Below are 20664 nucleotides of genomic sequence, written 5' to 3' on the forward strand. Positions count from 1 at the left end.
AAAGTACTGTCACGCCCCCTGGTTTGATTCGTCTCGGTGTCAGATGAGTGGTATGGAGATCGGAACTGGACTGTTCACCTGTCAACGCCGACCTGACGACGATCGATCGATGAGCGAGATATACGAGGAGATGCTGGAACTGGGTCGGACAATCGATGATGCTGATCTTGCGAGTGCGTGGGTATCCGAACACCACTTTGAATCCGACGGCTATCTTTCAGCGACAATGCCCGCGCTCGGGGCGCTGGCCGCGGTCACGGAGACCATCGAAATCGGCTCGTGTGTCGCGCTCGCGCCGTTGTACGATCCTGTTCGGCTCGCTGAAGATGCCGCCACGGTCGATCTGCTTGCCGATGGTCGACTCACGCTCGGGGTAGCGATCGGTTCGAATCCTCGGGAATTCGAGGCGTTCGGCGTGCCCACAGACGAACGCGTCGACCGGCTGACCGACGCAACGCAGTTGCTGCGCTCGGCGTGGTCCGACGGTTCGATCAGCTACGAGTCAGGATTTCACGACGCCGCGCCCGGCGTGACCGTCACGCCAAAACCGGATGGAGAGATCCCGATCATGCTGGGTGGGGGATCGAAACCCGCCGTCCGCAGGGCGGCCCGGATCGGTGACGCGTGGTGTGCGCCCTCGGCGCTCTCACTCGAACAGCTACGAACGCGGGTCGAGGACATCCGAGCTGTCCGTGAGAATGAAAACATCGACGGCGAGTTCACCATCTACGTGCTCCAACACGGGTTCGTCGGTGATCCGACCGACGACAAAGCGGCGGCGTGGGAGCGGATGAGAGACGGCTATCTCTACCTCCATCGCCGGTATGCTGAGATCTTCTCGGGTGACTCCGTGTCGCAGCTTCCGGCCGAACGCCGGTCCGAACTGAAAGACCGAGCCATCTACGGCACGCCCGAGCAGGTCACCGAGGAACTCGAACGGTATCGGGCGGCACTCGGTGACGATGTTCATTTCATTCTCCGCACGTACCACCCAGGGATCGGGACCGACGCCATGTGCGCGTGTATCGAACGCCTCGGTCAGTACGTCGTTCCACAGCTCCGGTGATCGACTGGAATCGACGCCGGGTCACCCTGTCTTGTACACGCCGCGCGCGTCTGCGAGGTGGGTATCGTCGGCGGCGAACACGTCTACGTCTACCACGCCGACATCGCTGCCACACCGGACGACATCGGCTTGTGCGTACAAGTCGCCGGTCCCGGCGTTCAGATAGTCGATCCGCATGTCGATTGTCGGCACGGGCTGATCGATGCGCGAGACGAGTGCCGCCCCGCCGACTGTGTCGGCAAGCGTGAACGTCACGCCGCCGTGAGCCATGATTCGGTCGGCGTTCCATGAGAGTTCGTCGCGCATCTCGATCCATCCTTCGGCGTGCCCATCAGCAGCCTCGGTCACCTCAACGCCAAGGAGGTCTGCAAACGGCATCTCCTCGAAAAACGATTCGATGTCCATACCCACCGGTTCGATGACTGATACAATAAAACCGGGTGACGGCTCCGATTCTCACCGGTCGGTCAGATCGGCAGCGAGAACGAAATCGGGATGGTCGCTGACGCCAGCCCGAAGCCACGCGACGTCGGAGACGTGTCGGGGCGTTTCCGGAACGAGTACCCGTGTTCGATCCGCTCCGACATCAGCGGCGTCGGCTTTGATAGCGCGGAACAACGCCTGTGCGGCGTTGATGTCGTCCCATGCACCGACGCCGTATTCAGCGACGGTTTCGGTCTGTCCTGCGTCGGTTTCGGTAGTCCGAACGTCGGTCCGGAACGTCATGGCACAGACACCGTCACTGAGCACCGCAACGACGGCGGTTTCTTCGGCCGCCTGTTCGAGGTCCGACAGCGTGAGTTCTGAGAGCGCCCACGATTCGACGCGGTCGAGCGTTACTCCGGCTAACTGTTCGCGGGCCGTGCTGTCGACCCAGTAGCGCCACGCTATCGTGGGATCGTGCGAAACGGCAAGTTCCGACTCCCCGAGGTCGGACGCCGGATCCGGCTGTGCCCACCGGAACTCGGTGACAGGTTCGAACCCCACGGCCCGTGAACCACCCAACCCGGCGACGTTCCACGAAAACACCATGTTTCGACAGACAGTTGCTCCGCGATCGCGTGCCCACTCGAACAGCGCGGCGTTGAGGTCGGTGCTGATTCCTTCGCCCCGGTATGTAGGGTTGACGCGCATGCCTTGTGCCCACGCTTCGTGAGACGACAGCATGACAACTTGACAGATGCCGGCGATTTCATCGCCAGCGTCAGCGACAAGCGTCCGTTTGCGGTCCCCGCCACCCTCAATCCAGTCGTGATAGACCTGCGGGAGATAATCCGTTCCCTCCCGGTCGGGCCACGTGTTTCGCGTGAACGCCGCAACCGCCTCATAGTCGTCAGGGCGGGCCGGTCGGATAGCGATCTGGGTCACGTCCATGGCACCGAGCGTTCGGTCACCTCGCCCGCAATCGGGGTTTGCATCGCTTCAGAGACCGTCGATCGGTTCGCCAGCGTCCACATCAGTTTCACCATCGCTGTTCCGGGGAGGATGTTCTCCCCTTCGATTACGCCCGCGTTGAGCAGATCACGCCCCGTATCGTACACGCGATCGCAGATCCGTCCGTCCAGACACTGGCTGGTCATCACGACTGTCGTTCCGTCCTCGATCATCGTCTCGATGCGATCGATGAGGTCCGTACGAACGTGGCCGAGTCCGGTCCCCTCGATGACGACGCCAGCTTTCCCCGCACAGACATCCAGAAACGCCTCGTCCATGCCAGGCGTCACCTTGAGGAGTTCGACATCGGTTTCGAGGGCAGGCGCGATGTCCAGTGTAGTGTCGCCTCGCGGCTCGTACGCCCGTCGGAACGACACTGCCTCCGTGTCGTAATCGATCGATCCCAGCGGTTCGTTGCCGATCGTCTCGAAAGCGTCCCGCCGTGACGTATGGTTCTTCCGAACGCGGGTCCCTCGGTGGAGCGCACACGTCGTGTCGTTTTCGGTTTCGTGCATACATACGAGCACCTCTGCGCAGTCGGATTTGGCCGCTTCGACCGCACAGACGGCGTTCATCACGTTGTCGCTCGACGGTCGATCGGCCGAGCGCTGGCTCCCGGTGAAGACGATCGGAACGGGGGTGTCGAGCATGAACGAAAGCGCGGACGCCGTATACTGCATCGTATCCGTACCGTGCATGACGACCACGCCGTCCGCCCCGGCGTCGATCTCCTCATACACCGCCCACGCGAGATCCTGCCACACCTCGGGCGTCATGTTCTCGCTCAGGATGTTCGTGACCACCCGTCCGCGGTAGTTTGCCCGGCCGGCGAGATCCGGCACTGCGCGTAACACGTCCTCAGCATCGAACTGGGACGTGACCGCACCGGTTCGGTAGTCCACCGTAGAAGCGATCGTCCCCCCTGTCGAGATCAACGAGATTGTCGGGAGATCGGGATCGGTCTCCACGGCAGATTCTTCGCTGCTCGTTGTGGTCTCGATGTCGTACACGTCCGGTTCGAGCAGTTCGATACGACTCTCCTCGCGGTCGATACCGACGTTGTATCCCCCATCAAGTTTCACGACGACTGTCTCCTCGGTCGATGAAGGCAGATACACGCCTTCATACGCCACATCACCGCGCTCGACGCGAATGCGGTCCCCAGTGTCCATGTCGGGTCTACCAACACCGCGTACTTCAACCCCACCTTTTTTGCGCTCGGGTGGCCTTCGGCCACCCTCACCACGCGAGACGGTCGCTCACTTCGTTCGCGCTGCGACTCGCTGTCGCCAGAAGCAGAAGGCTTCTGGCTGCTTGAGGCGCTACGCGCCTCTCTGGTTCCCACTCGCTACCACTCGCGGGAACGCAAAAAATCCGGACCAAAAAAGCCGCTCGCTTCGCTCGCGGTGCTGCATCTTGTCCGCACCGCCTCCGCATACCACTCGCGCAAAAATCTGCATTGCAAGAGCGAAGTGGTTCGAAAGACGCGGAGTGTCTTTTGTAGCACTCTTGCAGGCTCTCACTCGCTGTGCTCGCGAGAAGAACGAGACGACGCTGCCCGTGTTTCAGTTCTGGGTCTTGCTGGACGAATCAGTGAACGTCTCGACCGTCGAAGATCGAGAGCGGATCTTCGAAGCCGAACTGTACCACGTGATGGACGTGGGCGCAGCAACGTGGTGGCGCCAGAATCTCCGATTCTTGTGGTGCAAGCCCTGTCGGAATACGGGCTGTTCACATGCGACCCAGATCGAGGAGATCTTAGCAACCGCTGGGCCTGGTCGATCACAAGTGAACTACGACAATCTGTCCGGCATTGCGACATCGCGCGCTACGACGCGGCAAAGGGGTTGGTCGTCGCCGGGCGGTGCGAGAACGGTAGGCGCGTTCGGTATCACGAATAGCCCGATGCGAAGAGCGCCCCAACTGCGCAGGTCACACGTGTCGTTAGCGAGGCTCCAGCCGTCCACGCCGATGACTGAGAACACAAAGGCGGCGGAGGCAGAGGCAGCCGCGGAGCGGAGGCGGTCGCGGAAGCGGAGCGGGCAGGTCACTCACCGCGAGCGAAGCGAGCGGCTTTTTTGGTCCAGATTTTTTGCGTTCCCGCGAGCGGTAGCGAGTGGGAACCAGAGAGGCGCGTAGCGCCTCAAGCAGCCAGAAGCCTTCTGCTTCTGGCGACAGCGAGTCGCAGCGCGAACGAAGTGAGCGACCGTCTCGCGTGGTGAGGGTGGCCGAAGGCCACCCGAGCGCAAAAAAGGTGGGTCCCAAAACCGATATGGCATGGTTCCCTACATGTATGTATGAGTACTGACGAACTCCTCCGCGAGCGGGAGGAAACCGCTTCCCGCTCTGACTCACAGCCCACCTCTCGGCGCGATCGTCTCGTCTCAAAGTTCACTGGCGTGTTCTCCCCGCGGTATTTCCTGCTCGCGCTCGTGGCGCTGTCGGTTGGGTTGTTCACTCCTTCGCTGCTCCCAATCATCTCGGCCCTTCCGGGGATCGGTCTCGTCGGTCTGTTCGGTGCCGCGTTCGCGCTTGGCGGGTTTAGAAGCGAACGCCACTACCTCGAAACCGGTGTTGCCGGCGCGACGGCCGTCGCCGTGAGTCTCCTCACTCAGTACATGACGATCGCCCTCGTCGGCTCCAATGTGATGGAATTCGCCACCGTCGGCTTCGGCGTCGGCATGGTGGTGGCAGTGCTCGGTTACTACTTCGGACGGGACCTCCGTGATGGCGTAACCCGAGACATCGAGTGAGCGCCCTCAGTCCGCAGTGAGTGTCCATTCTCCATCATTCTGTTCGACGACGCCGTGACGAGCGAGTGAGTGAAGCGCGTTCTCAACGAGATCCGGAGACGCATCGACTGAGCGACCGATCTGATCGACCCGCTCCGAACCGTTCGCAAGCGCGGACAACACTTCAGCATAAAAACGAGCGTCGTCGCCATCGCTCGTTCCAAGCGCGGAATCCTCGTGAATCTGGCGCGAAATACCGTCCATTACCTCCGTCAGCCGACCGTGAACCCACCGTTGGGCCATCGATAACTCGCTCGAAAGTTTCTCTAACCGTTGCAACTCGCGCGTGAGCTCGGTCAGTTCTCCCACCTGTTCCGGCGTGGTGATATCGATAGTGAGATACCGGCAGCGAGTCATATCTAACCCACGACTCGCTGAATACGCGCTTTTCGCACCGAACCCGTACGGAGAGACATTCACCTCTAGGCGGAGATTTCGGGCGATCGAGAAATACTTTCGACGCTGATCGTCAACACGAGATTCGACCAATCCTGCCTTCTCCAGTTTGCGGAGGTGATCGATGACTGCTTTCGGACTGACACCGAGATATTCGCTGATTTCAGTGACGTAGCACGGCTTTCGTGCTAACAGACGGAGGATGCGCCGACGGTTCTCGTTCCCTAATAGATCGAGTAGCGCGGCGGAATCCATTACCTGAGGTAAGTGGTTCAACCTCAAAACCGTAACGCTCTCCTCAGATCTCTCGGAGCGATCGCCCTCCGAAGACGATCAATCAACCCGAGCGGCGTACGCTGCCGACCGATCGCTCCGAAACGGGAATTCGAGTATTGTGGTCGGATCGTTCGTCGTCTCGGTTTTCATAGTGGTGTTCTCCTGTGGCGTTTTCGTTGTGTTGTCGCCGGGGGTCCGTGGCGTTTCTGTCGTGTTGTCGCCGGGGGTCTGTGGCGTTTCCGTCGTGTTGTTTCCGGGGGTCTGTGGCGTTTCCGTCGTGTTGTTTCCGGGTCCCTGTGGCGTTTCTGTTGTATTGTTGGCCGATCCATTGTCGGTCGCGGGAGGCGTTTCTGTCGTGTCATTAGCGGGAGTACCTCCCGGTGACTGGGGTGGACAACGAAGTTCCGTGCTGTTCGAGACGACTACGATTTCAGAGCCGTTGGAGACGGGCACGCTGCACGCCTCTTCCCGAAGCCCTGAGAGCGACTCCGAGCTAACGTTCGATTTATTCGCGGTTTGACTGGTGTTCTGGACGGACTGTCGAAGCTCAGTAACGTGAGCGGTGAGGGCATCAGTGTACGCCTGCGAGAGGGTCCCGTTTTTGATCTGTTCCTGTTGGGCGTGAACCGCCGACAGATCTCTTGAGAGTTGTTCCGAGCGCTGTTCGATCAGCTCTGCTTTCACAGACTCGTTTTCGGCGTTTTCGAACGACGCTCTCCACATCTCTCGGTCAACTGTGCTATCAGCTTCCACAGCGCTGACCTGCATGAATGACGACACCGAGTGACCCATCGGGTCGCCGTCCTCCATCTGTGCGCTGCCGTTTGTGGCCGTCCCTGGCATCACACCGACAGCAAGCATTACGGCAGTTAAGAGCACGAGTGTGAGGTGACGATCCATTTAGCTGTTCCACTTCGCCCATACATAAAAGGACAGCTGTCCGTTCGGACTGTTTATGGCCTAAACGATCCGTGGTAGCCGCGGTAGAAACTATTCTCCGGGTTCAAACCGTTCGAACAATCGGGACGCAACGACGACCGAACAGACCGAGAGCACAACAGTTAGGAGTGGAATAACCACGCCGGGCTCGGCGCGCAGCGGCGGATACAGATCACACCGGCTGAGTGGCTGGCCGAGTGCGCACACACCAACGTCGGCAAGCCAATAATCGACGAAATCGTTGCACAACAGCGCAACAAAGGAAACCACGAGTGCCCCCCGCGTCGTTTCTCCGTACTGCGGAATGAGAAGTGCTTCCACAACGAACAACAGGTGGGTGATGATAATGCCAAAATACGCCCACAGATCGGGGTAGTATGAGGAGAATTCGAGATTGAGCACGAGCACCGTCCAGAGACCGTACTTTACAAGCCACACGAACGCCAGCGTGTGGAGATACGCGAGCGGACGGTTCATCGGTGCGTCATCGATTCGACGGCCGAGATTCGGTAACAGCGTCGTTATCGACAGTGCTGCGAGCAACACGGCAGTCGGTGAATCCGCGTACAACGGCCACGCGAACGTCGAGACGGCGGGCATCGTCTCCACGTAGTACCGAACACCGACAAGCACACCCACCACGTTTGCCAGCAACAACCAGACGAGGCTCGGACCGTTACCCAGATAATACTGTGCCCACCGCTTTGGGATCATGACCGACTTCCTTCACTCCCAGAATAAAGCGGTGTCGACTTCACCACATGTCGATTTTATCAGAACTGATTGCACGTCAATATAAATCCACTGCCAAACCCTTATTCATGTGAATGGCTAACAAATAACTGTGGGAAGAATGTTCGAACCGTTCTCACGGGCGTACTATCTCGGCCGGTTGTACGTAGAGCCATACGCAGGCGACCGGCCGGTGATGCACGACGAACAACACGAGGCGGTCAACGAGCAACTGTACGCTACCGGTCGGGGGATTGAGCGCCTCGACAATCCACTAGTAATGAAGCTCGGAAATCGCCATCTCGCGGTTCACGGGGACACCGGCATTCCGGGCCAGACGTTGGCTGTTCCTGAGTCGATGCTTCCCGAGCGATTGGACGAGCCACCAACGCTTCGGGAGGTCTTCTTGGCGAAAGCCGACCGCGCTACACAGCTCGTCGAGATGGGAATTGCGGCCGGAATCTGACGGCTCGACCGATCATCGGACGTCGGGCCAGTTAACTACGTTCACCGCAAGGAGAACGTATGCGACTCGCGTTACTCGCTCACGATCGATTTCCATCGAGGGCCAAAACCGCCCAGGGACTGTTGCGGTACGGCGACCACGATATCGTAGCTGTCATCGATCGTGCGACGGCCGGGAGCCGGGTAAGCGACCACCTGACAGACGTACAGGACGCACCCATCGTCGACACCATCGAAGCGGTTCCGGAGGCTGATGTCCTCGTTGTTGGGATCGCACCGATCGGTGGGACGTTCGACGAAACGTGGCGCTCGGATATCGCCGGAGCGCTCGCGCGCGGGAGTGACGTATGGTCCGGCTTGCATCAGTATCTCGGGACCGATGAGGAGTTCGCGCAACTCGCGGCAACACACGACTGTCGGATCTGGGACGTTCGTCGCCCACCAGAGGAACTCACAGTGAGCGATGGTTCGGCGCGTGACATCGACGCGACGGTAGTGCTCACGGTCGGAACGGACTGTTCGGTCGGGAAAATGACCACGACGATGGAGTTGGTCGAGGCTGCCCGCGACCGGGGACTCGACGCGGGAATGGTGCCGACCGGCCAGACAGGCGTGATGCTCGACGGCGATGGCATCGTCATCGACCGCGTCGTGAGTGATTTCGCGGCAGGGGCACTGGAGCGGATGCTCCTCGACCGGGCACACCACGACTACCTCTTTGTTGAGGGACAGGGATCGATCGTTCATCCCGCGTATTCGGGAGTGACGAGCAGCATCCTCCACGGCACGATGGCGGATGCACTCGTTCTCTGTCACGAGGCTGGTCGAGATGTCATCCATGGATATGAATCGTTCTCGCTTCCGTCCGTTCCGGAAGTCGTCGAGTTGTACGAATCGCTCGCAGGAGCGTTCACGCCGTGTTCGGTCGTCGGTGGCGCGCTCAACACGGCAGCACTCGACGCGGCGGACGCACGGGACGCCCTCGAAACCTACGAAAACGCCATTGGCGCGCCTGCGACCGATCCAATCCGGTGCGGCGTCGAGGAGATCGTAACCGCTATTGAGGAACACCCATGACGCAGAACGTCGATCTCGAAGCCTCCTTCGAACGCGTTTCGTTACCCCTCGATCGGCCATTTACCATCTCCCGAGGAACGACTGAAACGACCGAGAACGTCATCGTTCGGATCGACGACGGGGAACGAACAGGTGTCGGCGCGGCAGCGCCGGACCCCTACTACGGCGAAACTCCAGCGACGGTCGAATCCGTTTTGCCAAGGCTGTTCGACGCCCTCGAAACGGTTGGGGACCCGTTGAACCGGGCCGCGATCACACGCGCGATGAACGATCACGTTCGGGGCAATGCCGCAGCGAAGGCTGCGGTTTCCATCGCGGTTCATGATCTCGTTGGGAAACGGCTCGATCTCCCATTGTACCGGCTTTTCGGTCTCGATCCTTCTCGATCGATCACCTCCTCGTTCACTGTCGGTCTCGACGATCCGCAGACGATGGCTGACAATGCCCGCGAGGCCGTCGATGCGGGCTACACGGTGCTGAAAACGAAACTGGGAACCGACCATGATCCCGAAATCATCGAGGCTGTCCGGAATGCCGCGCCCGAGGCACGGATCCGCGTTGACGCCAACGAGGCGTGGACACCCCGAGAAGCGGTCGAAATGAGTAAAACACTCGCCCACCACAACATCGAATTCCTCGAACAACCGGTTGCTGCCACTGATAGGGATGGACTCCGGTTCGTCTATGAACATGCTCGCCTCCCGATCGCTGTCGACGAATCGTGTGTCACTCCGGCTGACGTGCCGAACGTGGCCGACCGCTCCGACATCGTCGTGGTCAAGCTCATGAAATGCGGTGGTCCACGCCAAGCACGCAAGTTGATCCACGCCGCCCGCGCGCACGATCTCGAAATCATGCTCGGCTGTATGGTCGAGACGAACGCTGCCATCGCTGGCGCGTGCCACCTCACCCCGCTGGTCGATTATGCTGACCTCGACGGGGCGCTCCTCTTGGCGGAGGATCGCTACAGCGGGATCGATCTGTCGGCGGGAACCATCGATCTGTCGACGGTCAACCGACCCGGAACTGGCGTGGAGCCGATATGAAATCGAGTGTGAACGATCCGCCTAACCACTGATTTCCCTGTGTTCCGTCACGTTTGGTGACCATAGCCACGACCGATACGTATCAGCCATTCCGTTCCTGTAAATATGTACATTTGTAATGTATTGCGGGAGGGATTGTCACTATAGGAAACGTAGCGAACGTTTTTGGTCGTTTACGCCGTGGTGTACAGACAAGATGTCCGAGAATGCCAGCTCGTCCAAACGGATGGAATTGTACGTTCGGTCACTTTCCTCGGGGACCGGTGTGCAAGTGGAGACGATGATTGACCGTCTTGAGGAGTTCACGACAGAGGGAGAGGTCGAGGAGTACACGGTCACAGTATGGGGTTCACGGGTGAGTACTGATCCCGCAGTCGCTCGTACGGACGCTGGGGCAACGATCCGGGAACGGGTTGCCGAATTCAAGCAGTGGGCCACCGAATGCGGTGCGACGCTCGAAGGAGGGTTCGACCGGGAAACCATCCATTCAGCGATCACCGGCGAGACCCACGAGTTCATCTCGTTGCCGAGCGTGGCGTTGGCTTGTCGACGTGACGGTGAGGTTGAATGGGTCGTTCCCTCCGCTACCGCCGAGGAAGCGACGCCCACAACGCCGATGGATCGGATCAGGGCGCTCAACAATGAGCGACAGGAGTCCGAACCGAGCGATCGAGCCGCCGTTCCGAGCGACGACTGAATTCATCCCCCTCCCTACTCGCGTGCCACCGTTGGCGTGGATCCTCCCGGCCAACCCTCCAGTCAGCGACAGCCTCACGCGAACTCCGGGTGATCGCTGACATACCGGGGAAGATGCCGCGGTTTGGCGGGTTTGTCACCCACATCGTTGGCTACTGTCTCAGCAAGAGCGTCGATAGACAACTCCGTGTCGTCTTGCCCCCGGACAGTGACGCTGAACATCGGTTCTTCGAGTTCCTGATCGCCCACAACCGCGTAGTAGGGGACCCAATCGGTTTCTGCTGTAGCGATCCGTTTGCCGACGGACTCATTCCGGTCGTCAATGTCCGCCTAGATCCCGGAGTCAGCGAGCGTCTCCACGAGATTATCACAGAACGCAACGTGGTCGTTGCTCACAGGAATGAATCGGACCTGTGTGGGCGACAGCCACGTCGGCAGCCGAGGCGTCTCGTGGCGAGCGGCCTGTTCGAGCAACGCGGCCATAAATATCCGGCCATACATATCAACTCATTGTCTCTATAGAGTACTCTATGTCATACAATGATACAGAAAGGGTTCAGATCCGTCCATCTGGCTATACGGTCTCACAAATCGCGTATCTTTCGATTAAAGATGTCGAAAATGTTACTAAACGAAAAATAGTCCGCCACGGTATCGTTTTTATCATCTGAGGAAAAGAGTTATAAATTAGTGGAATATCAGAATCGTATATGAGTGACGAAACGTCGATGTCGGTTTCCGATGCTGCTCAACAAGCGAAACAACACCCAGATGATGCCTTCGGGGCAACTCAAACGCTGTTCGATTACCGGGATCGCCTGAAGCGAACGCGCTTGCAGTCCAAACAGCACCAATACGATGAGCACCAGCACAGGTACACACAGCCAATGGACGCGTCGCCACGGATCAAAAATCGAGGACACCCCACGCCAGAACGGCGTCCACATCGGCCGCTCAACAAAGAGCGGACCGACTGCTAACACGACGAGTCCGGCTAGGATCCACAAACTGACAGCACTCGCTACACCCATCAGCAACCCTCCCGTGCCTGGTGCTGGCTGCAGCGACACTCATGATAGTGCTGGAATAATTTTTGAGCTTCGCTTGCAGTCAACCGACTGGTGTTGTGCCACAGCGCTCGCTGAGAACATGTTTGAAGCTGAAGCACTTCCCATCTCATATAGACAGTGATTCAGTCAATTCAAACATATATTCTGTGATTTATTGTTTAGAGACGGGGCACTGCATGAGTATTTAGGTCAACACTCCATATAGACGAGATATAAAACAAAATTCATCAAACTGTATGTAGGATCACACTTGATTAGCCACCCAGTCACGGGCAGATCCTAAGCTCCCCCTGGAACCGTTCGCACGGTCTCAACACACTTATCCTCCGTCCTCGGTTTGCTGGTGTATGGACGAAATCACGGTCACGCTTCCAGACGGATCTGAGCTCACCGTCGAGGAGGACGCAACCGTCGAGGATGTCGCCTACGAGATCGGCACCGGTCTCGGGCGCGACACTGTGGCGGGCGTTATCGACGGAGAGCTTGTAGACGCACAGACGCCGATCCACGACGGTGCCTATGTTGAGATCGTCACCGAAAGCAGCGAGGAGTATCTCGACGTGCTCCGGCACTCCGCAGCCCACGTCTTCGCACAGGCGTTGCTCCGACTCTATCCCGAGGCGAAGCTCACGATCGGCCCGTGGACGGATGACGGCTTTTACTACGACGTGCACAACGTCGATCTCGACGATACGGCGCTGGCGCAGATCGAAGACGAAGCACAGGAGATCATCGCGGAAGACATCCCGATCGAGCGCGTCACCCACTCGCGGAGCGAAGCATTCGAGATCTATCAGGACAACCGATTCAAACGCGAGATCCTCGAAACGGAGGCGGCCGGCGAGGAACCGGTGTCATTCTACGAGCAAGCGGAGTTCAAAGACCTCTGTAAGGGTCCGCACGTCGACTCGACGGGGGAAATCGGCGCGTTCAAGCTGTTGTCGATCTCTTCTGCGTACTGGCGCGGCGAAGAGGACAACGAAAGCCTCACGCGGGTGCACGGAACGGCGTTTGAATCCGAATCAGAGCTCGAATCGTTCCTCGAACGCCGCGAGAAAGCCAAAGAGCGCGATCACCGCAAGATCGGTCAAGAGCTCGATCTCTTCTCCGTGCCCGACCACTCGCCGGGCTGTGTGCATTACCACCCTAACGGGATGACGATCCGGCGCGAACTCGAAGAGTACGTCCGGAACAAAAACGACGAACTGGGCTATGAGGAGGTGTGGACGCCCGAACTCAACAAAGCCGAGCTCTGGAAACCGACGGGTCACTACGAGAACTTCACCGAGCAAGGTGAAATGTTCAATTGGGAACAGGACGACACGGAGTACGGCCTGAAGCCCATGAACTGTGCGAACCACGCCTACATCTACGACCGGGACACCCACTCTTACCGAGATCTTCCGATCCGGTTCTCCGAGTTCGGCACGTGCTACAGAAACGAACAGTCGGGTGAGTTATCGGGGTTGCTCCGGGTTCGTGGGTTCACCCAGGATGACGGTCACGCGTTCATTCGTCCCGATCAGATCCGCGGTGAGATCATCGACGCCATTCAGGTCATCGAAGAGATCTACGGTCACCTCGATTTGGAGGTGGTGTACAAACTCGAAACGCGGGGGGATAACGCGATCGGGAGCGAGGAGATCTGGACGAACGCCACTGACGCGCTCCGAGACTCGCTGGAGTCCGAGGATCTCGACTACGACGTAGAGGCTGGCGAAGCCGCCTTCTATGGGCCGAAGATCGGTATCAACGCCAAAGACGCGCTCGATCGAGAGTGGACGATCGGAACGGTGCAGTTGGATTTCAACATTCCCAAGCGATTGGGACTCACCTACATTGGCGAGGACAACGAAGAACACCGGCCGGTGATGATTCACCGAGCGCTGTTAGGATCGTTCGAGCGTTTCATGGGCGTCATCATCGAGCACTTCAACGGTCGCTTCCCCCTTTGGCTCGCGCCCGAACAGATCCGTATCCTGCCGATCACCGACGATCACATCGAGTACGCTGAGACCATCAAAGAGGCGTTGGGTTCGTTCCGTGTGACCGTCGAAGATCGGTCATGGACCGTCGGAAAGAAGATTCAGGCCGCCCACGACGACCGCGTTCCCTACATGCTGATCATTGGTGACGACGAACAAGCAGCCGGGACGGTCTCGGTCCGAGACCGGAAAGAGCAAGAGCGAAACGACGTGGATATCAAAGCCTTCCGGAGGCGTCTTGAACGGGAGCGGGACGAAAAACACGTCGAGCCAGACATTCAGCGCGCGATGGAATCGAGTTCGGCCGATTAACGGCGGCTGCGGAATCAAGTGACGCGATTCACGCCCGCCCTAAAGGAGGAGGATTCTCTCGCTGTTTAAAGATAGATGTGAGATTACTTCGATTTGTCGTCCTGAAGCTCCTCCAGTTCACTCTCGATCTCCGAGTTCGAGTCAGACGAGGAGTTAGACGCGACATCCGTCTCTGTCTCCGTTTCAGTCTCCGTCTCGGTCGTCGTGTCGTTGCTTTTGTTCTTGGACTCTTTGCCCATCTCCGAGCGGAGGGTATCAAGTTCGGCTTCGACTTCGTTATTGGCCGATATCTCATCGAGCTCGCGTTCAAGGCTGTCTTTGTCCGACAGCGAGCTGTCGAGTGCCCCCGTTTCTTCAAGCTCATCGAGCGCCGCAGAGCGAGCTTCCATATCCTGAGTACGTTCTTCGGCACGGTCGATGGCCTGTGAGACGTTTTCCATCTCGTCGCCTGCCCCGGTCACGGCTTCGGAGACGCGCGCTGACGCTTCGGCGGCCTCGTAGCGGGCTTTCATGGATTCCTTTTTCGTGCGGAACTCCTCAATGCGGTTTTGGAGCTTATCCTTTTTCTCAACGAGGGAATCCTGGGTTTGTTGTAGATCGGCAATCTGTCCTTCGAGATCCTCGATCTGATTCATCTTCTGCTTTTTCTTCTCTAAGGCTTGGCGAGCGAGGTCTTCCCGGTCCTGTTCGACCGCCGTCCGCGCCTGCTCGTTGTGCTTGTCAACGTTCTCTTCAAGACGCCGTTTCTGCATCTCGAGGCGCTTTTTCTGTGTGGTAAGATCGGCAATCCCCTCTTTGACCTCCTGTAGCTCGTCTCGCATCTGTTCGTAGGAATAATCGAGCGTTTCGGAGGGATCTTCAGTGCGGTTGAGGAGGGCGTTGATCTTCGAACGGATAACGTACGACGTCCGTGAAAGGATTCCCATAGTCAGACTATAACGATCCAGCCTATTAAACCACATACTAACGAACACGACCCATGACGGATCACAACGGCTCTGAATCGGAGGACACTCCCACGGAATCGGAGCCAGTTCTCATTGGCGGTGCGCGTGACGTTCGCGGAACGGTGACTGCTCCAGAGGAAACTGCGTGTGTTGTTGCTTGCCCACCCCATCCACAGATGGGTGGGACCCGCACTGATCAACGACTGACCGCTGTGACCGACGCGCTCGCTGCCACCGGGGTCGCCGCACTCCGGTTCGATTACGGCGAGTGGGACGAGGGACGCGGTGAGCACACCGACACGCTGAACGCGATCGCGTGGGCCAACGAGCGGTACGAACGCGTCGGAGTGTACGGATTCAGCTTTGGCGGGACGCTTGCGCTCGTCGCCGCGGGCCACAGCGACACCGACGTGGCGTGTGTCTGTGCCCTCGCTCCCGGTGCTCGGATCGGAGAACTGGACGCCGTCAATGCCCTCCAAACGATCGACTGTCCGACACAGATCGTCTATGGCGAACGCGATACGACCGCTGACTGGGAGCCCCTCGTTGATCGAGCAATCGAAACCGACCACACTGTCCTCGAAGTGAGCGCAGACCACTTCTTCGTCGGACAAACCGAACGCGTCGCAGAACAGGTATCAACGTTCTTCCAGAACGAGCTGTAACGGGCACAACGAACCGACGCGTCGGTGCGCCATCGGTTCACGCATCGCCTCGCGCCCGAAACGGTTTTCACCGACAGCGGCCCACCCACAGTATGCCGACGGAGCCGACAGACTACGACCCAACATTGGGAAACAAGTTTATTTTCGTCACTGGCGGCGTGATGTCTGGACTCGGCAAGGGGATCACGGCCGCGAGCACCGGCCGACTGCTCGCCAACGCTGGCTTCGACGTTACTGCCGTCAAGATCGACCCGTATCTGAACGTCGACGCGGGAACGATGAACCCCTTCCAACACGGAGAGGTGTACGTGTTGAAAGACGGTGGTGAAGTCGATCTGGATCTGGGCAACTACGAGCGCTTTCTTGATATCGACATGACATCCGATCACAATATCACAACGGGCAAAACCTACCAACACGTGATCGAGAAGGAGCGTTCTGGGGATTACCTCGGAAAGACGGTCCAGATCATTCCTCACGTCACCGACGATATTAAGCGCCAGATTCGAGAGGCCGCATCGGGCCACGACGTGTGTATCGTTGAGATCGGCGGGACGGTCGGTGACATCGAAGGGATGGCGTTTCTCGAAGCGATCCGGCAGTTCGTTCACGAGCAACCGCCGGAGGATTTTCTCCTCACCCACGTGACGCTCGTTCCGTACTCGAAAAACGGCGAGCAAAAGACCAAACCGACCCAACACAGCGTTAAGGAACTTCGGAGCATCGGTCTTCAGCCGGACGTGCTCGTTGGCCGGTGTGACGACCGACTGTATCCCGAAACGAAAGAGAAGATCGCGCTGTTCTGTGACGTGCCGACAGAAGCAGTGTTTTCGAACCCGGATGTCGACGACATCTATCACGTGCCGCTGATGGTTGAGGACGAAGGGCTCGATGAGTACGTGATGGAGCAGCTTGGGCTACAGGAGCCAGCGATCCCGAAGGACGAACGAGACAACGGCTGGCGAGAGATCGTCACCCGTGAGGCCGACGGCGAGGTTGACGTCGCGCTCGTCGGGAAATACGCGCTGGAAGACGCCTATCTCTCGGTCCACGAAGCGCTCAAACACGCCGGCCTAGACCACCGCGTCGATGTGAACGTCAGCTGGGTCAACTCCGAGGAGATGAACCCCGAACACGAACAACGACTCGAATCCGCCGACGGGATTGTCGTTCCCGGTGGGTTCGGCGTCCGGGGGACCCAAGGTAAGATCGACGCCATCCAGTACGCGCGCGAGAACGGGATCCCGTATCTGGGGCTGTGTCTGGGCTTCCAGCTCGCAGTCGTGGAGTACGCCCGCAACGTTCTCGGTTTCGACACCGCTCATTCTCGGGAGTTCGATGAGGAAACACCCAACCCAGTGATTGATCTGCTGCCCGATCAGTCGGATCTCGACGAGATGGGAGGGACGATGCGACTCGGATCCTACGAAACGGAACTCCAGTCAGATACCCTCGCCGCCCAGTTGTATGATGGGCCGTGCGTCGAACGCCATCGCCACCGATACGAGGTGAATCCCAACTACATCGCCCAGCTAGAAGCGAACGGACTGCGCTTTTCGGGCCGTGTCGGCAACCGAATGGAGATATTGGAGTTGCCCGATCATCCGTATTTCTTCGGGACGCAGTTCCATCCGGAGTTCCGATCCCGGCCCGGCCGCGCGAGTCCGCCGTTCGTCGGGTTGATCGACGCCATAATCGAGCAACGTGAAACCGACCGAGCCGAGGTGGCTCGATAATGGTCGAAACAGAGCGATTCATCGAGGACGCCGTTGCCGAGATCCGCGAGGAGATCGGCTCGGCAAAGGCGATCATCGCGTTGTCGGGGGGTGTAGACTCCTCGGTTGCTGCGGCGCTCGCCCACAAAGCCGTCGGTGACCAACTCGTCCCCGTGTACGTCGACACAGGACTGATGCGGAAGGGTGAAACCGACGAGATCCAGGAGACGTTCGCGTACATGGATCGCCTCCGGATCGTTTCCGCACAGGATCGGTTTCTCGAAGCACTGACGGGCGTCACTGATCCCGAGGAAAAGCGCCACGCGATCGGTGAACAGTTCATCCGTGAATTCGAGCGTGAAGCCCGCAGTAGTGACGCCGACTATCTCGTCCAAGGGACGATCTACCCCGACCGCATCGAGAGCGACGGCAATATCAAATCTCACCACAACGTTGGTGGACTGCCCGATGTCGTCGATTTTGATGGCATCGTTGAACCGGTGCGGGAGCTGTACAAAGACGAGGTTCGGGAAGTGGCCCGCGCGCTCGGACTGGAATCGGTTGTCTCCGAACGGATGCCGTTCCCCGGTCCGGGGCTTGCGGTTCGTATTATTGGAGAAGTCACTGAAGACAGACTCGAAGTTGCGAGAGAGGCGACCGCTGTCGTGGAGGACGAACTCGAAGAGTACGAGCCGTGGCAGGCGTTCGCGGCGGTGCTCGGCAAAGCGACCGGCGTGAAAGGTGACAACCGAGTTCACGGGCACGTGGTCGCTGTTCGGTCGGTCGAAAGCCGTGACGGGATGACCGCCCGCGCACAGCCGTTAGACTGGGACGTTCTCCAGCGGATCCAGAGTCGGATCACGGGAACACTCCCGAACGTCTCTCGCGTGTTGTATGACGTTACACACAAACCTCCGGCGACCATCGAGTACGAGTAATGAACGCTGTCGTTATCGGACCCGACGACGATGGACTGGGTGACGCACTCGAAGCCGCTGGTGTCGATACCACCCGCGCCGCGGGAACGGCTGCACGCGAACAGCTCCTCGACGCGGGCACTGAGACCGCCGAGTTGCTGATTGTGACCGACGCCACGCTTGCGACTTCGATCCCGGTCGCAAACGAGATCAACCCCCAACTACGGGTCGTCGTTTACAGCCACGACTCGCTCCCCGAGTTCGCGCGCACTGGCGCGGAACTCATCCTCGATCCCAAACTGATGGCCCCCGAAACCGTCGCTGAAGAACTCACTGCCTGATCACCTCGCTACCGAAGGACTCCCATGTGGCTGGCGAACGGGTCGTGGTCACCCGACATGAGACACCGCGACTCACGCGATCGCTCGGCCGAGTTCGGCTAATCGGACACAGCCGTTTTTGAGAAATGGCACGCCGTGCCCGACGCCGACCGTCTCGATCGGAGGTTGCCGATCTGCGAGATCGCGAATGCTGTCAGCGACCTGATCAGTGTCGTAGCTCAGATACCACGGAGACGGAACTAGTTCTCCCTTGCGTTCAATGACGAGATCTCCGAGAAAGCCGATCGAAAGGGACTCGCTGAGATACGCCATGTGTCCCGGCGTGTGTCCGGGCGTGTGGTACGCTTTGAAGCTGCCGATCGCATCGCCATCCTCGACAGGTTCGATCACGTGATCCCGATCCCGGAGAAACGGACCGACGACGCGGTGTAACACTCCTTTGGGTGTCGACAAGGGTGGCCGTTCCTGCCCGGTGAGAAAGCCCCGATCGGGCGTCCCGAGATACACGGGGATATCGCGGTCTAATCCACGGAGACCGCCAACGTGATCGATGTCGTAGTGGGTGAGCAAGACTTGGTCGATGTCCGTGACAGCGTGCCCAGTTCGTTCGATCTCACGGACGAGCCTCGAAATACCCCACGGCGTTCCGGTATCCACGAGCGTTACTGTTCCGTCGTCAACGAGATACGCGTTCACACCGGTTAGATCGAGTTGCCACGCGGTGCGTCTCGCTGCGTGCGGAGCTTCGCTCCTCTTTGACTCTGTGAGTTCGAACACCATACAAGTAGTACGAACGCGAACTATGAAACTCCCGATGATTCTGAGAACGCCTTCCCGGCATACCACACACGGAGATCTATCTCATTCCTCACTGGTTCCAGTCGGAAAGCCGTGAGGCGACCATGCTCGAAACCGTCCGGAGCTTGGATGGACGGTGAATCGTCTCCATTTCCGAATCAGTGAGTTCGAAATCGAACACGTCGATGTTCGCTTTGAGATGGTCGGGCGACGACGCCTTCGGAATGGCACACACCATCTCCTGTTGGAGCAGCCACCGAAGCGCGACCTGTGCGCTGGATTTCCCGTACCGCTCGCCGATCTCGCACAGCGTCTGATCTCCGATCACGCTGCCGTGACCGAACGGACTGTACGCGGTGAGAATGACATCGTGTATCTGGCAGTAGTCGAGGAGCTGCGTCTGGTCCCAAAACGGGTGGTACTGCACTTGGTTGGTGAGAATCGGTATCTCGGAGAGGGTGCGTGCACGGTGGAGGCGATCAATGCCGAAGTTGCTCACACCGATGTGTCTGACCTTGCCCCGTTGGTGGAGTTCGTTCATCGCGTCGATCGTTTCGCTGAGCGAGGGTGCGGTCGGAAGGCGATCAACGGGCCAATGGATCAACAACAGATCGAGATACTCCGTATCGAGTTTTGAGAGGCTCTCGTCAGTCGATCGGAGCACAGCGTCGTAGCTGTAACTGCCACGACCGAGCTTCGTCGTTAGAAACAACGAATCTCGATCGACACCGCTCGCACCGATTGCGTCTCCGATTTCACGTTCGTTACCGTACACCTGTGCGGTGTCGATGTGCCGATACCCGAGATCAACCGCCGACTGCACGGCTTCATAACAGTCCGCTCCCGTCAGCTGCCACGTTCCGAGACCGACCGCTGGAACCGCCTGACCGGCGGCGGTGACGTGTTTCATGATTTGAATTACGGGACGGACATAGGAATAGCTACGGATAACCGCCTGCAACCACTACGAAGCTCCGAGCAACCGGTCCGCGAAG

Annotated in this window: 24 protein-coding genes; 13 read left to right on the forward strand and 11 right to left on the reverse strand. The window is 58.8% G+C overall.

Going from position 1 to position 20664, the window contains the following annotated elements; all coding sequences use genetic code 11:
- The first annotated feature begins 52 nt into the window (after window positions 1-52).
- The gene (locus EIK79_RS02700) at window positions 53-1066 is read left to right on the forward strand and encodes an LLM class flavin-dependent oxidoreductase (RefSeq protein WP_124953584.1); all 1014 of its coding nucleotides are present in this window, start codon (window positions 53-55) and stop codon (window positions 1064-1066) included.
- 21 nt (window positions 1067-1087) lie between these two features.
- Here the strand turns inward: EIK79_RS02700 and EIK79_RS02705 are convergent, their stop codons facing one another.
- Genes EIK79_RS02705 through gatD form a run of 3 tightly spaced genes read right to left on the reverse strand, consistent with a single transcriptional unit; the run spans window position 1088 to window position 3672 of the window.
- Window positions 1088-1471 (reverse strand): PaaI family thioesterase, encoded by a 384-nt coding sequence (locus tag EIK79_RS02705; RefSeq protein ID WP_124953585.1) that lies wholly within the window; start codon window positions 1469-1471, stop codon window positions 1088-1090.
- A gap of 51 nt (window positions 1472-1522) precedes the next feature.
- Window positions 1523-2440, reverse strand: a complete 918-nt coding sequence (locus tag EIK79_RS02710) for a GNAT family N-acetyltransferase (protein ID WP_124953586.1) — start codon at window positions 2438-2440, stop codon at window positions 1523-1525.
- Window positions 2431-3672, reverse strand: a complete 1242-nt coding sequence (gene gatD / locus EIK79_RS02715) for a Glu-tRNA(Gln) amidotransferase subunit GatD (RefSeq protein ID WP_124953587.1) — start codon at window positions 3670-3672, stop codon at window positions 2431-2433. The genes EIK79_RS02710 and gatD overlap by 10 nt, the downstream gene beginning before the upstream one ends.
- A gap of 319 nt (window positions 3673-3991) precedes the next feature.
- Between gatD and EIK79_RS02720 the strand changes: the two genes are divergently transcribed.
- Window positions 3992-4639: a hypothetical protein gene (locus EIK79_RS02720; protein WP_221621660.1), complete on the forward strand. Its 648-nt coding sequence runs from the start codon at window positions 3992-3994 to the stop codon at window positions 4637-4639.
- Between the two features lie 158 nt (window positions 4640-4797).
- Entirely contained in the window at window positions 4798-5253 is a 456-nt protein-coding gene (locus EIK79_RS02725; protein WP_124953589.1) for a hypothetical protein, read from the forward strand.
- A gap of 6 nt (window positions 5254-5259) precedes the next feature.
- Here the strand turns inward: EIK79_RS02725 and EIK79_RS02730 are convergent, their stop codons facing one another.
- The 3 genes from EIK79_RS02730 to EIK79_RS02740 all read right to left on the reverse strand — a co-directional run bounded on the left by EIK79_RS02730 (window position 5260) and on the right by EIK79_RS02740 (window position 7617).
- The gene (locus tag EIK79_RS02730; RefSeq protein WP_124953590.1) at window positions 5260-5943 is read right to left on the reverse strand and encodes an ArsR/SmtB family transcription factor; all 684 of its coding nucleotides are present in this window, start codon (window positions 5941-5943) and stop codon (window positions 5260-5262) included.
- A gap of 78 nt (window positions 5944-6021) precedes the next feature.
- Window positions 6022-6864: a hypothetical protein gene (locus EIK79_RS02735; protein WP_124953591.1), complete on the reverse strand. Its 843-nt coding sequence runs from the start codon at window positions 6862-6864 to the stop codon at window positions 6022-6024.
- Window positions 6865-6954: 90 nt separating this feature from the next.
- Window positions 6955-7617 (reverse strand): DUF1405 domain-containing protein, encoded by a 663-nt coding sequence (locus EIK79_RS02740; RefSeq protein WP_124953592.1) that lies wholly within the window; start codon window positions 7615-7617, stop codon window positions 6955-6957.
- Between the two features lie 139 nt (window positions 7618-7756).
- Between EIK79_RS02740 and EIK79_RS02745 the strand changes: the two genes are divergently transcribed.
- The 4 genes from EIK79_RS02745 (at window position 7757) to EIK79_RS02760 (ending at window position 10920) form a co-directional block, all read left to right on the forward strand.
- Window positions 7757-8101: a DUF5802 family protein gene (locus tag EIK79_RS02745; protein WP_124953718.1), complete on the forward strand. Its 345-nt coding sequence runs from the start codon at window positions 7757-7759 to the stop codon at window positions 8099-8101.
- A 59-nt stretch (window positions 8102-8160) separates the two neighbouring features.
- A complete protein-coding gene (locus EIK79_RS02750; protein ID WP_124953593.1) occupies window positions 8161-9177 on the forward strand; it encodes a DUF1611 domain-containing protein in 1017 nt (338 codons plus the stop codon).
- A complete protein-coding gene (locus EIK79_RS02755) occupies window positions 9174-10223 on the forward strand; it encodes a dipeptide epimerase (RefSeq protein ID WP_124953594.1) in 1050 nt (349 codons plus the stop codon). The genes EIK79_RS02750 and EIK79_RS02755 overlap by 4 nt, the downstream gene beginning before the upstream one ends.
- A gap of 196 nt (window positions 10224-10419) precedes the next feature.
- The gene (locus tag EIK79_RS02760) at window positions 10420-10920 is read left to right on the forward strand and encodes an HTH domain-containing protein (RefSeq protein WP_124953595.1); all 501 of its coding nucleotides are present in this window, start codon (window positions 10420-10422) and stop codon (window positions 10918-10920) included.
- A gap of 74 nt (window positions 10921-10994) precedes the next feature.
- On the opposite strand, the gene EIK79_RS18670 is transcribed toward EIK79_RS02760, so the two are convergent.
- Complete coding sequence (locus tag EIK79_RS18670) at window positions 10995-11243, reverse strand: His/Gly/Thr/Pro-type tRNA ligase C-terminal domain-containing protein (RefSeq protein ID WP_267900519.1); 249 nt, start codon at window positions 11241-11243, stop codon at window positions 10995-10997.
- 6 nt (window positions 11244-11249) lie between these two features.
- The gene (locus EIK79_RS18675) at window positions 11250-11420 is read right to left on the reverse strand and encodes a hypothetical protein (RefSeq protein WP_233737865.1); all 171 of its coding nucleotides are present in this window, start codon (window positions 11418-11420) and stop codon (window positions 11250-11252) included.
- 209 nt (window positions 11421-11629) lie between these two features.
- On the opposite strand from EIK79_RS18675, the gene EIK79_RS02770 reads away from it, so the two are divergent.
- Complete coding sequence (locus EIK79_RS02770; protein WP_124953596.1) at window positions 11630-11899, forward strand: hypothetical protein; 270 nt, start codon at window positions 11630-11632, stop codon at window positions 11897-11899.
- Window positions 11900-12336: 437 nt separating this feature from the next.
- A complete protein-coding gene (thrS, locus tag EIK79_RS02775) occupies window positions 12337-14286 on the forward strand; it encodes a threonine--tRNA ligase (RefSeq protein ID WP_124953597.1) in 1950 nt (649 codons plus the stop codon).
- Between the two features lie 83 nt (window positions 14287-14369).
- Here thrS and EIK79_RS02780 read toward each other — a convergent pair whose 3' ends face one another.
- Window positions 14370-15212: a PspA/IM30 family protein gene (locus EIK79_RS02780; protein WP_124953598.1), complete on the reverse strand. Its 843-nt coding sequence runs from the start codon at window positions 15210-15212 to the stop codon at window positions 14370-14372.
- Window positions 15213-15265: 53 nt separating this feature from the next.
- Here EIK79_RS02780 and EIK79_RS02785 point away from each other — a divergent pair, with 53 nt between their 5' ends.
- The 4 genes from EIK79_RS02785 to EIK79_RS02800 all read left to right on the forward strand — a co-directional run bounded on the left by EIK79_RS02785 (window position 15266) and on the right by EIK79_RS02800 (window position 18871).
- Window positions 15266-15898 carry an alpha/beta hydrolase gene (locus EIK79_RS02785; RefSeq protein WP_124953599.1) on the forward strand — a complete coding sequence of 211 codons (633 nt, stop codon included), beginning with the start codon at window positions 15266-15268 and terminating at the stop codon, window positions 15896-15898.
- 92 nt (window positions 15899-15990) lie between these two features.
- Window positions 15991-17634 (forward strand): glutamine hydrolyzing CTP synthase, encoded by a 1644-nt coding sequence (pyrG, locus tag EIK79_RS02790; RefSeq protein ID WP_124953600.1) that lies wholly within the window; start codon window positions 15991-15993, stop codon window positions 17632-17634.
- Window positions 17634-18551 (forward strand): glutamine-hydrolyzing GMP synthase, encoded by a 918-nt coding sequence (guaA, locus tag EIK79_RS02795; RefSeq protein ID WP_124953601.1) that lies wholly within the window; start codon window positions 17634-17636, stop codon window positions 18549-18551. The genes pyrG and guaA overlap by 1 nt, the downstream gene beginning before the upstream one ends.
- Complete coding sequence (locus EIK79_RS02800; RefSeq protein ID WP_124953602.1) at window positions 18551-18871, forward strand: DUF7126 family protein; 321 nt, start codon at window positions 18551-18553, stop codon at window positions 18869-18871. Before guaA ends, EIK79_RS02800 begins: the two co-directional genes overlap by 1 nt.
- Before the next feature lie 72 nt (window positions 18872-18943).
- Here EIK79_RS02800 and EIK79_RS02805 read toward each other — a convergent pair whose 3' ends face one another.
- Together EIK79_RS02805 and EIK79_RS02810 are read right to left on the reverse strand one after the other, a co-directional pair.
- The gene (locus tag EIK79_RS02805) at window positions 18944-19648 is read right to left on the reverse strand and encodes an MBL fold metallo-hydrolase (RefSeq protein ID WP_394337766.1); all 705 of its coding nucleotides are present in this window, start codon (window positions 19646-19648) and stop codon (window positions 18944-18946) included.
- Between the two features lie 91 nt (window positions 19649-19739).
- Complete coding sequence (locus EIK79_RS02810; protein ID WP_124953604.1) at window positions 19740-20579, reverse strand: aldo/keto reductase; 840 nt, start codon at window positions 20577-20579, stop codon at window positions 19740-19742.
- Window positions 20580-20664 lie beyond the last annotated feature (85 nt).

The organism is Halocatena pleomorpha, assembly GCF_003862495.1.
GTDB lineage: Archaea > Halobacteriota > Halobacteria > Halobacteriales > Haloarculaceae > Halocatena > Halocatena pleomorpha.

What these genes read in the sequence shown, in the direction of transcription:
- EIK79_RS02745 (WP_124953718.1), top strand. Translation starts at nt 7,757, where the DNA reads ATGTTCGAACCGTTCTCACGGGCGTACTATCTCGGCCGGTTGTACGTA.
- EIK79_RS02740 (WP_124953592.1), bottom strand. Translation starts at nt 7,617, where the DNA reads ATGATCCCAAAGCGGTGGGCACAGTATTATCTGGGTAACGGTCCGAGC.
- EIK79_RS02725 (WP_124953589.1), top strand. Translation starts at nt 4,798, where the DNA reads ATGAGTACTGACGAACTCCTCCGCGAGCGGGAGGAAACCGCTTCCCGC.
- EIK79_RS02750 (WP_124953593.1), top strand. Translation starts at nt 8,161, where the DNA reads ATGCGACTCGCGTTACTCGCTCACGATCGATTTCCATCGAGGGCCAAA.
- thrS (WP_124953597.1), top strand. Translation starts at nt 12,337, where the DNA reads ATGGACGAAATCACGGTCACGCTTCCAGACGGATCTGAGCTCACCGTC.
- EIK79_RS02770 (WP_124953596.1), top strand. Translation starts at nt 11,630, where the DNA reads ATGAGTGACGAAACGTCGATGTCGGTTTCCGATGCTGCTCAACAAGCG.
- EIK79_RS02810 (WP_124953604.1), bottom strand. Translation starts at nt 20,579, where the DNA reads ATGAAACACGTCACCGCCGCCGGTCAGGCGGTTCCAGCGGTCGGTCTC.
- gatD (WP_124953587.1), bottom strand. Translation starts at nt 3,672, where the DNA reads ATGGACACTGGGGACCGCATTCGCGTCGAGCGCGGTGATGTGGCGTAT.
- EIK79_RS02760 (WP_124953595.1), top strand. Translation starts at nt 10,420, where the DNA reads ATGTCCGAGAATGCCAGCTCGTCCAAACGGATGGAATTGTACGTTCGG.
- EIK79_RS02780 (WP_124953598.1), bottom strand. Translation starts at nt 15,212, where the DNA reads ATGGGAATCCTTTCACGGACGTCGTACGTTATCCGTTCGAAGATCAAC.
- EIK79_RS02705 (WP_124953585.1), bottom strand. Translation starts at nt 1,471, where the DNA reads ATGGACATCGAATCGTTTTTCGAGGAGATGCCGTTTGCAGACCTCCTT.
- EIK79_RS18675 (WP_233737865.1), bottom strand. Translation starts at nt 11,420, where the DNA reads ATGTATGGCCGGATATTTATGGCCGCGTTGCTCGAACAGGCCGCTCGC.
- EIK79_RS02700 (WP_124953584.1), top strand. Translation starts at nt 53, where the DNA reads ATGGAGATCGGAACTGGACTGTTCACCTGTCAACGCCGACCTGACGAC.
- EIK79_RS02755 (WP_124953594.1), top strand. Translation starts at nt 9,174, where the DNA reads ATGACGCAGAACGTCGATCTCGAAGCCTCCTTCGAACGCGTTTCGTTA.
- EIK79_RS02735 (WP_124953591.1), bottom strand. Translation starts at nt 6,864, where the DNA reads ATGGATCGTCACCTCACACTCGTGCTCTTAACTGCCGTAATGCTTGCT.
- EIK79_RS02785 (WP_124953599.1), top strand. Translation starts at nt 15,266, where the DNA reads ATGACGGATCACAACGGCTCTGAATCGGAGGACACTCCCACGGAATCG.
- guaA (WP_124953601.1), top strand. Translation starts at nt 17,634, where the DNA reads ATGGTCGAAACAGAGCGATTCATCGAGGACGCCGTTGCCGAGATCCGC.
- EIK79_RS02800 (WP_124953602.1), top strand. Translation starts at nt 18,551, where the DNA reads ATGAACGCTGTCGTTATCGGACCCGACGACGATGGACTGGGTGACGCA.
- pyrG (WP_124953600.1), top strand. Translation starts at nt 15,991, where the DNA reads ATGCCGACGGAGCCGACAGACTACGACCCAACATTGGGAAACAAGTTT.
- EIK79_RS02710 (WP_124953586.1), bottom strand. Translation starts at nt 2,440, where the DNA reads ATGGACGTGACCCAGATCGCTATCCGACCGGCCCGCCCTGACGACTAT.
- EIK79_RS02730 (WP_124953590.1), bottom strand. Translation starts at nt 5,943, where the DNA reads ATGGATTCCGCCGCGCTACTCGATCTATTAGGGAACGAGAACCGTCGG.